Source organism: Streptomyces sp. NPDC051940, from assembly GCF_040680895.1.
Classification (GTDB): Bacteria; Actinomycetota; Actinomycetes; order Streptomycetales; family Streptomycetaceae; genus Streptomyces.
Window position 1 is genome coordinate 24,569 of sequence record NZ_JBFAXR010000100.1, and the last position, 8,949, is coordinate 33,517.

At 73.1% G+C, this 8,949-nt stretch carries 9 protein-coding genes; 6 read left to right on the forward strand and 3 right to left on the reverse strand.

All coding sequences use genetic code 11. The annotated features are described in order from the left end of the window. Position 1: 1 nt before the first annotated feature. From narH to AB0M28_RS29800, 4 genes are read left to right on the forward strand one after another with little or no spacing between them, the layout of a single operon-like run. Positions 2-1,630 carry a nitrate reductase subunit beta gene (narH, locus tag AB0M28_RS29785; protein ID WP_365411736.1) on the forward strand — a complete coding sequence of 543 codons (1,629 nt, stop codon included), beginning with the start codon at positions 2-4 and terminating at the stop codon, positions 1,628-1,630. Further along, a complete protein-coding gene (gene narJ, locus AB0M28_RS29790; RefSeq protein ID WP_365411739.1) occupies positions 1,627-2,223 on the forward strand; it encodes a nitrate reductase molybdenum cofactor assembly chaperone in 597 nt (198 codons plus the stop codon). Before narH ends, narJ begins: the two co-directional genes overlap by 4 nt. After that, positions 2,223-2,939: a respiratory nitrate reductase subunit gamma gene (narI, locus tag AB0M28_RS29795; RefSeq protein WP_365411742.1), complete on the forward strand. Its 717-nt coding sequence runs from the start codon at positions 2,223-2,225 to the stop codon at positions 2,937-2,939. Before narJ ends, narI begins: the two co-directional genes overlap by 1 nt. After that, positions 2,936-4,162: a NarK/NasA family nitrate transporter gene (locus tag AB0M28_RS29800; protein ID WP_365411745.1), complete on the forward strand. Its 1,227-nt coding sequence runs from the start codon at positions 2,936-2,938 to the stop codon at positions 4,160-4,162. The genes narI and AB0M28_RS29800 overlap by 4 nt, the downstream gene beginning before the upstream one ends. Here the strand turns inward: AB0M28_RS29800 and AB0M28_RS29805 are convergent. Beyond that, positions 4,151-4,684 carry a DinB family protein gene (locus AB0M28_RS29805; RefSeq protein ID WP_365411748.1) on the reverse strand — a complete coding sequence of 178 codons (534 nt, stop codon included), beginning with the start codon at positions 4,682-4,684 and terminating at the stop codon, positions 4,151-4,153. The two genes, AB0M28_RS29800 and AB0M28_RS29805, sit on opposite strands and share 12 nt — an antisense overlap. A 70-nt stretch (positions 4,685-4,754) precedes the next feature. Next, the gene (locus AB0M28_RS29810) at positions 4,755-5,363 is read right to left on the reverse strand and encodes a hypothetical protein (protein WP_365411751.1); all 609 of its coding nucleotides are present in this window, start codon (positions 5,361-5,363) and stop codon (positions 4,755-4,757) included. A gap of 95 nt (positions 5,364-5,458) precedes the next feature. On the opposite strand from AB0M28_RS29810, the gene AB0M28_RS29815 reads away from it, so the two are divergent. Continuing rightward, on the forward strand, positions 5,459-6,457 hold the full coding sequence (locus tag AB0M28_RS29815) for a phosphotransferase (protein WP_365411754.1): 999 nt from the start codon (positions 5,459-5,461) through the stop codon (positions 6,455-6,457). Here the strand turns inward: AB0M28_RS29815 and AB0M28_RS29820 are convergent. Continuing rightward, positions 6,342-7,817, reverse strand: a complete 1,476-nt coding sequence (locus AB0M28_RS29820; protein WP_365411757.1) for an MFS transporter — start codon at positions 7,815-7,817, stop codon at positions 6,342-6,344. The two genes, AB0M28_RS29815 and AB0M28_RS29820, sit on opposite strands and share 116 nt — an antisense overlap. 103 nt (positions 7,818-7,920) lie before the next feature. Between AB0M28_RS29820 and AB0M28_RS29825 the strand changes: the two genes are divergently transcribed. After that, positions 7,921-8,745, forward strand: a complete 825-nt coding sequence (locus AB0M28_RS29825) for a helix-turn-helix domain-containing protein (protein WP_365411760.1) — start codon at positions 7,921-7,923, stop codon at positions 8,743-8,745. Positions 8,746-8,949: the final 204 nt, after the last annotated feature.

Below are 8,949 nucleotides of genomic sequence, written 5' to 3' on the forward strand. Positions count from 1 at the left end.
GATGAAGATCATGGCCCAGATCGCGATGGTGATGAACCTCGACAAGTGCATCGGGTGCCACACCTGCTCGGTCACCTGCAAGCAGACGTGGACCAACCGCGGCGGCGTCGAGTACGTGTGGTTCAACAACGTGGAGACCCGCCCCGGCCAGGGCTATCCGCGCCGCTACGAGGACCAGGAGAGGTGGCGTGGCGGCTGGGAGCTGAACCGGCGCGGGAACCTGACGCTCAAGGGCGGCGGTCGGCTGAGGAAGCTCGCCACGATCTTCTCCAACCCCGTGCTGCCGGACCTGAAGGACTACTACGAGCCCTGGACGTACGAGTACCGGAACCTCACCGACGCGCCGCTGGGCGAGGACTTCCCCGTCGCCGAGCCGCGCTCCCTCGTCTCCGGCAAGCCGATGAAGATCGAGTGGAGCGCCAACTGGGACGACAACCTCGGCGGCGCGGACGAGCCGGACGCTGTCGACCCGATGGTGGAGAAGGTCCGGCAGCAGGCGGCGGAGAAGGTGCGGTACGCCTTCGAGCAGACCTTCATGTTCTATCTGCCCCGCATCTGCGAGCACTGCCTGAACCCGTCGTGCGTCGCCTCCTGCCCCTCGGGCGCGATGTACAAGCGGACCGAGGACGGCATCGTGCTCGTCGACCAGGACCGGTGCAGAGGCTGGCGGATGTGCGTCAGCGGCTGCCCGTACAAGAAGGTCTACTTCAACCACCGCACGGGGAAGGCCGAGAAGTGCACCCTGTGCTACCCGCGCATCGAGGTGGGGCTGCCGACGGTCTGCTCGGAGACGTGCGTCGGCCGGCTGCGCTATCTCGGCGTGCTGCTGTACGACGCGGACCGGGTGCTCGAGGCCGCCTCGACGCCTGACGCCAAGGACCTGTACGAGGCCCAGCTCGGCGTCTTCCTCGACCCGGAGGACCCCGGGGTGCGGCGGGAGGCCGAGCGCGCCGGGATCCCGTACGACTGGGTGGAGGCGGCCCGCCGCTCGCCGGTGCACGCGCTGATCAGCAGATACCGGGTGGCCCTGCCGCTGCATCCGGAGTACCGCACCATGCCGATGGTCTGGTACATCCCGCCACTTTCCCCCGTCGTCGACGCGCTCGCCGAGACGGGCTTCGACGGGGAGGACGCGGACAACCTCTTCGGCGCGATCGACACCCTGCGGATCCCCCTCGAGTACCTGGCGGAGATCTTCACCGCCGGGGACACCGGCCCGGTGCGTGCCTCGCTGGAGCGGCTGGCGGCCATGCGCAGCCGTATGCGGGCCGTGCAGCTCGGCGACGTACCCGACGAGTCGGCCGCGGAGGCGGTCGGGATGAGTGGGCGCGAGGTCGAGGAGATGTACCGGCTGCTGGCGGTAGCCAAGTACGACGACCGGTACGTCATCCCCACCGCCGCGATCGGCGACGCCAAGGCGCTGGAGGAGTCGGCGCTGCCCGAGGGCTGCAGCCTCGACTACGAGGGCGGGCCGGGCGCGGGCGGCGACGGGCCGTTCGGCGCGGACTCCGGGGCCGGGAGCAGGGCGTTCGTGTCCATCGAGAGCTTCCACGGCATGCGCCACCGCCAGACGGCCGACTCGCCCGCGGACGTCCGCGCTCCGGGGCTCGACGACGGGGAGGCGCCGTGACCGCCGTCATCCATCAGGCCGCCGCCCGCTGCCTGGTCTATCCGGACGTCGAGTTCGCCGCCGGCCGGCCCCTGCTGCGCGAAGCACTCACCGGCGCCGACACCCCGCTGTGGGAGTTCCTGGAGTACGCGGCCGCCACGCCGCCGGAGGAGCTGGCCGCGCACTACGTCGAGGTCTTCGACTTCAAGAGCCGCCGCTGCCTCTATCTGACCTGGTGGTCGGACGGCGACACCCGCCGCCGCGGTATGTCGCTGGTCCGGCTGAAGGAGACGTACCGCGCGTACGGACTGGACTTCTCCGGCGAGGAGCTGCCCGACTTCCTGCCCGCCGTGCTGGAGTTCTCCGCCCTCACGGGCACGGACGAGCTGCTGCGCGCGCACCGCCCGGCGCTGGAGCTGCTGCGGCTGTCCCTGCTGGACCACGGCACGCCGTACGCACACGTGCTGACGGCCGTCTGCGCCACGCTGCCCGGCCCCTCCCCCAAGGACCGCGCCGCCGCGGCGGCGATGGCCCGCTCCGGCCCGCCGCGCGAGGACGTGGGGCTGGAACCGTACGGGCTGCTGCCCGTCCTGACCGACCGCGGAGGCGAGTGATGGACATCCTCTGGAACACCCTCCCGTACGTCGTGATCGTCCTGTTCGTGGGCGGGACGGTGTGGCGCCACCGCTACGACAAGTTCGGCTGGACCACCCGCTCCTCGCAGCTGTACGAGTCGAGGCTGCTGCGGATCGCCTCACCGGTGTTCCACTACGGGATCCTGTTCGTGCTGGCCGGGCATCTGGTGGGCCTGTTCGTCCCGGACTCGTGGACGGACGGTCTCGGGATCAGCGAGAACGCCTACCACCTGCTGTCGCTGTACACCGGCACCGCGGCGGGCGTCCTCACGGTCGCCGGGATCGTGCTGCTGGTCTACCGGCGCCGTACCACCCCGTCCGTGCTGCGGGCCACGACGGTCAACGACAAGGCGATGTACGTCCTGCTGCTCGGCGCGATCGTGCTGGGCATGTGGGCCAAGCTCAGCCACGCCGGCGGCCACGGCTACGACTACCGCGCGACGATCTCCCCCTGGGTGCGCAGCGTCTTCACTCTGCGGCCCAAGGGCGAGCTGATGGCGGGCGTGCCGCTCGCCTACCAGATCCACGTCGTGGTCGGCCTGGCGCTGATCGCCGCGGTCCCCTTCACCCGGCTGGTCCACATGCTGGCCGCACCCGTCCAGTACCTGTTCCGCCCGTACGTCGTCTACCGCGGACGCAGCCCGCGGCAGCTGGGCAACCGCCCGCCGCGGCGGGGCTGGGAGAGTGTCCGATGACCACCACCGCCACGTCGTCCACCGCCACGGCCGTCGAGGAGCCGTCGGCCACGGCGTACGTGAACCTGGTCGTCGCCACCATCGGCTTCACGCTCACCTTCTGGGCGTGGAACCTGATCGCGCCGCTGGCCAACGACTTCGGCGACGCCATGGGGCTGAGCTCCTTCCAGCAGTCGCTGATGGTCGCCGTGCCGGTGCTGGTCGGCTCGCTCGGCCGGATCCCGGTCGGCGCGCTCACCGACCGGTACGGGGCGCGGCTGATGTTCCCGCTGTGCTCGGCACTGACGATCATCCCGGTGCTGCTGATCATCCCGACCAGGGACACCTACGGGGCGCTGCTGGCCGTCGGCTTCCTGCTGGGTGTCGGCGGCACGACGTTCGCGATCGGCGTACCGCTGGTCAACTCGTGGTTCCCGCCTGCCAAGCGGGGCTTCGCCATCGGCGTCTTCGGCATGGGCATGGGCGGCGTGGCGCTGTCGGGGTACTTCACTCCGCGCATCTACAGGCACGGCGAGAGCCTGCCGTTCCTGTTCCTGGCGGTCGCGCTGGCGGGGTACGCGGTGCTGTCATGGTTCTTCCTGCGCGACCGGCCCGACCGGGTGATCCCGACGATGCCGCTGACGCAGCGGCTGGGCCAGGCGGCGAGGCTGCGGGTGACCTGGGAGCTGGCGGCGCTGTACGCGATCGGCTTCGGCGGCATCGTTGCGTTCGGCGTGTATCTGCCGACGTATCTGAAGACCTGGTACGAGCTGAGCCCGACGGACGCCGGCACCAAGGCGGCGGGCTTCGCCCTGGTGACGGTGGTCTTCCGGCCGATCGGCGGCTGGCTGTCGGACCGGGTCCATCCGGCGGTGGTGGCGAGCTGGGCGCTGGGCGTCGTGGGCGTCTTCGCCATCGGCCAGGCCTTCGACCCGGAGCTGAGCCCCGGCGGCACGATCTGCCTGCTGGTGATGGCGGCGGGCCTGGGCACGGCGAGCGGCGCGGTCTTCGCCCTGGTCGCGCGCGTCACCCCGCAGCCGCAGGTCGGGTCCGTGACCGGCATCGTCGGCGCGATGGGCGGCCTCGGCGGTTTCGTGCCGCCGCTGGTGATGGGCGCGATCTACAGCGCGAAGGACACGTACTCGATCGGCTTCATGCTGCTGTCGGACCTGGCCCTGGCGGGGTGCGTGTACGCGTTCGGGCGGATGCGGGAGGCGGGGGCCGCCAAGCCGTCAGAGCGCTAGCGGACGGTCCACGTCGTGCAGGTGGTGCAGCGGGTCGTGGATGAAGTACCGGGCGAAGGAGTCGACGGTGAACGCGGCGCCGTCGCCGCGGAAGCCGGTGCGCTGCCACTGGTCGCCCTCGACCTCGTCGAAGGCGTCGGCGAGCTTCGCGGCGCGGCGCGCCAGTTCGGCGGAGACCGCGGCCGGGTCCTGGGCGTTGTAGTCGTCCTCGACGGCCGTGGCGTCCTGGTCCCAGTTCGGGTAGTGGGGGCCGTCCTGGGTGAGCATCAGCGCGAGCCGCTCGTCGTACACGCCGAAGACGTCGCGGACGTGGGCGGCGTACTCCAGCGGGGACCAGGTGTCCTCCCGGGGCCGCGTCCGCAGGGCCGCCGGATCGCCGGCGAGCACCTCCCGCCAGGCGGCGGCGCTGCGGCGGAGCAGGCCCGCGACGTCGTCGTGGCCGACGGCGGCGCCGTGGTAGCCGCACTCGGGACAGGGGCGGTCCAGGACCCAGGTCCAGTCCTTGGTGTCGGGGGTGATCATAGGAGCCAGTGTCCCGGGCGGGATCACGCAGCACCAGTGAGAATGTGTGGGGCGAACCCGTAAGCGGTGCTTAACGGTTGGGGTCGGCCGTGTCCCACCGCTGCAGCAGACCCCACGCGAACTCAGCGGTACACGCCCGCGGCAGGCCATCCGCGTCGGGGGCCTGGAAGTCGAGCCGGAAGCGGTTGTCCGTGTCGCCCTCCTTCGGCGTGGCCGGAGGGAAAGCGTGGGCGACCTCGTCGACCGTGGCGGACCAGGGGGTGAGGTCGGCGAGGGTGCGCAGCTCGGGACTCTGGGCGCCGGGTGCGCGGACCAGCCACGCGTTGACGGCGACGCCGCCGGGCACCACGGTCGCCTCGAAGCGCAGGTCCGGCCAGAGCGGTACGGCCCAGGCGTACGCCTCGGACCGCATGTCGCCGAAGGGCCGCGGGGTGATCGACTCCGGTGCGCCGAGGAGCGCCGTGTAGTCCCGCACGGTCGGCGGCGTACTCCGGTTTCCGGCCCGCAGGCGTCCCTGCCACCGCCGGTGCGCCTCGCGCATCTGCTCCTTCGGTACGTCGAGCGCGCGCAGGGCGCTCTCCACCAGGCCGGGGTTGTGGTCCTCCATCCGGCGCAGGAGGACCAGCTGGAAGCGCAGCGGGCCGGAGGGTTCGTCGTGCTCCAGGAACAGGGAGGACATACGGCCATTGTGTCGGCCGGCACCGACAGTCGCAGCCCGGGTGCTCCACGCGGCGCCCGCACGCCGGTGCCGTTAGCAGCGCCTAGGCTTTCCGCGTGGACCTGCCGCCCGCCGTACCGGAAGCCGCCCGCCCCGAACCCGATGAGCCGCCGTCCCGCGTCCTCGCCCCCCTCCTCGCCCGGGCCGGGCTGCCCGCGCCCCTCTCCGTCCGCCGGATCACCGGGCGCGGGTTCGACAACGCGGTGTGGGTGCTGGGATTCGGCGACGGGCGGCGGGTCGTGCTGCGGTCGTGGCGCGAGCCGCGGGAGGCGGAGGACGGGCGGTTCCGGTTCCTCGCCGATCACGGGCTGCCCGTACCGGAGCTGCTGGCCGCGTCCGGGGAGGGGTCGCTGTACGCCTTCGCGGACGGGGAGTTGCTCGGGGATCTCATCGAGTCGGGGCGGGCCACGGACGCCGTGTGGCGGGCCGTGGGGCGGGCGTACGGGCGGGTGCACGGGGTGGGGTTCCCCGAGCGGGTGCGGGGGAAGGTCCGGCCCGGGCGGCTGTGGCTGGAGAGCGTCGACCCCGTGGCCGAGCTGCACGGGCAGGTCGACGCCTGCGCGCCGGGGCTGCACCGCCTCGCGCCGGGCATGCTGCCGCAGCTCGCGGAGCTGCACACGCTGGTCGACGAAGCCGCCGACGCGCTGCGCGCGGACCCCGTGTCGCTGCTGCACGGCGACGCCAACATGTGGAACTGCCTGGTCGACGGCGACCGTTGCACGGTCATCGACTGGGACGGGCCGCGGGTGGGGTCCTCGGCGAAGGAGATCGCCCTGCTCGACAAGCACGCCTGGCTGTTCGGCCGCCGGGGGCTCCCGTCCGCGTTCTTCACCGGCTACGGTCGCCCGCGCGCCGAGCCGGTGACCTCGCTGCAGCGCGTCGTGCAGACCGTGCACTGGGCGGTGAGCGACGACTGGGACGACTTCCGGCGGCCGGCGCTCACCGATGAGCTGCGGGCTCGGGCGATGGCGTGGCTGGAGCGGCTGACGGCGTATGCGCGGCGGCTCGACGAGCATGTGCGCGCGGCGTCCGCAGCAGCCACGCCGCCAGGGTGACGCCCAGGAGTACGAGGAGCGTGTTCACCGCCACCGCGGTCCCGATGCCCGGCAGGACGGGGCCGTCGCCCGCCCGGGCGGTGACGACCGCGCTCATCACCGGCGTACCGAGGGTGATGCCGACCTGCTGGGTCATCGTCGCCAGGCCCGTGGCCATGCCCTGTTCGGCGTCGGGGAGGCCGGACGTGGCCGTGACCATGAAGCCGACGATCACCAGCATGTTGCCCACGCCGCCGGCGAACGTCGCCGGGAGTAGCAGCCCGAGCCAGCCGTGGCCCTCGCCGAGGAGGAGCAGCGTCCCCGTGGCCGCCGCCTGCAGCAGGCCGCCGGTGACCAGCGTGCGGCGCGTGCCGAGGCGGCCGATGACCCGCGCGGCGACCGTGCCGCCGAGGACCGTGCCCGCGCCGAGGACGCCGAAGGACAGGCCGGCGGCGAGCGGGGAGAAGCCCAGGACCTCCTGGAGGTACAGCGTCATCAGGAAGACCAGGGACGTCTCCGTGGCGAACGCGATGAGGCCCGCCGCGTTGCCCCACACCACCGTGCGGCGGCGCAGCACGGTCACCGGGACCAGCGGCTGCGCGGCCCGCGCCTCGACGGCGTAGAACAGCGCCAGCAGGGCCGCGCCCAGCAGCAGCGCCCCGGCGGCCAGGGGGTCGCCCCAGCCGTCCTCGCCGGCCCGCGTCAGCCCGTACACCAGGGACAGCAGTCCGCCGGTCACGGTCGCGGCGCCCGGGACGTCGAGGCGGGGGCGGTCGGCCGGGCGGCTCTCCTTGAGGACGGACGGTGCGACGGCGAGTACGGCGGCGGCCACGGGGACGTTGACCAGGAACGCCCAGCGCCAGGAGAGCAGGTCGGTCAGTACGCCGCCCAGCACCGCTCCCGCCGTGAAACCGGCCGACATCAGCGCGCCGTTGAGGCCGAGGGCGCGCTCGCGGAGCGGGCCCTCGGGGAAGGACGTCGTGAGCAGCGACAGCCCGGCGGGGGTGACGGCCGCCGTGGCCAGACCCTGCGCGACGCGGGCCGTGAGCAGCAGCCACGGCTCGGTGGCCAGCCCGCCCGCGAGGGACGACAGGCCCAGCACGGTGAGGCCCAGCAGGAACAGCCGCCGTCTGCCGAAGAGGTCGGCGATGCGGCCGAAGAGGAGGGTGAAGCCGGCGGCCGCGAGCGCGAACGCGGTGGCGATCCACTGGAGGGCGGCCAGGGAGAAGCCGAGGCCGGAGCCGATGACGGGGAGGGCGACGTTGAGGATGGAGAAGTCGACGGCGAGCATGAACTGGGCCACCAGCAGCACGACGAGGGTGATGCGGTGGCGGGGGGTCATGTGGTGTCCGGTGTGTGTCCGGGGCTCTGGCTGGGTCATGCCCTCGACAGTGCGCCCGGCTGCGGGGCGGGCCCAGCCACCTGGTTTTCCTACCACTGGCAGGGTCAGGCTGCGCACCCCGGAAGGGCGCACACTGGAGGGCATGACCGCACTCGGAGAGTTCCTGCGCAGCCGCCGCGCCGCACTGCGGCCCGCCGACGCGGGGCTGGTGTCGTACGGGTCGCGGCGCCGCGTTCCCGGGCTGAGGCGCGAGGAGCTGGCGCAGCTCGCGGGGGTCAGCGTGGCGTATCTGACGCGGCTGGAGCAGGGGCAGGCGAAGGGGGCGTCGGACGCGGTGCTCGACGCGCTCGCGCGGGCGCTGCGGCTGACGTCCGACGAGCACAAGCACCTGCGCAACCTCGCCCGGCCGCCGGCCGCCGCGGCGAAGCGCACGCCCTCGCGGCCCGCGCGGCTGCGTCCCGCCGCGCGCCAGCTGCTCGACGCGATGGGCGGTGTCCCTGCCGTCGTCATCGACCGCCGCTGGGACGTGCTGGCCTGGAACCCGCTCGGCCACGCGCTGCTCGCGGGCCACGTCGACGCCGCGTCCCCGGACCGCCCGGCGGACCGCCCCAACCTGCAGCGCCTCCTCTTCCTCGACCCCCACACCCGCGACCTGTACCCGCGGTGGGAGACGGAGGCCCGCCAGGCGGTGGCGGCCCTGCGCCTGGCGGCGGGCGAGCTGGCGGAGGACGCGCGGCTGGCGGCGCTGGTCGGCGAACTCACGATGGGCAGCGCGGAGTTCGCGGCGCTGTGGGCCCGCCACCCGGTACGGGACTGCACGTCGGGCGTGAAGGCGTTCCACCATCCGGTGGTCGGGGAGTTCGAGCTGTCCTTCGAGACGCTCACCCTGCCGGAGGGGCATCGCGTGCTGGCGTACAGCGCGGAGCGGGGGTCGGGCGCGGAGGCGGCGCTGCGGTTGCTTGCGTGAGGTCGGCGGGGCGGGGGGGTGGGGTGGGTGTTGGGCGTTGGGCGTTCGGTGGCTGGCGTTCGGTGGCCGGGGTAGGGGTGTTCGTGGCCGGTTGTCGCTTCCGGATCGAAGTGATTCTGCGGCCCCAAGGGGCCTTGCCGGGCGGAGCGGGAGGGGACGGCGCCATGGCGCCGCCCAGTGGTCGGCTCCGCTGGCGCGGCGCCG

Coding starts and splice junctions, on each gene's coding strand:
- narH (WP_365411736.1), top strand. CDS start 2: ATGAAGATCATGGCCCAGATCGCGATGGTGATGAACCTCGACAAGTGC.
- narI (WP_365411742.1), top strand. CDS start 2,223: ATGGACATCCTCTGGAACACCCTCCCGTACGTCGTGATCGTCCTGTTC.
- AB0M28_RS29800 (WP_365411745.1), top strand. CDS start 2,936: ATGACCACCACCGCCACGTCGTCCACCGCCACGGCCGTCGAGGAGCCG.
- AB0M28_RS29805 (WP_365411748.1), bottom strand. CDS start 4,684: ATGATCACCCCCGACACCAAGGACTGGACCTGGGTCCTGGACCGCCCC.
- AB0M28_RS29810 (WP_365411751.1), bottom strand. CDS start 5,363: ATGTCCTCCCTGTTCCTGGAGCACGACGAACCCTCCGGCCCGCTGCGC.
- AB0M28_RS29820 (WP_365411757.1), bottom strand. CDS start 7,817: ATGACCCAGCCAGAGCCCCGGACACACACCGGACACCACATGACCCCC.
- AB0M28_RS29825 (WP_365411760.1), top strand. CDS start 7,921: ATGACCGCACTCGGAGAGTTCCTGCGCAGCCGCCGCGCCGCACTGCGG.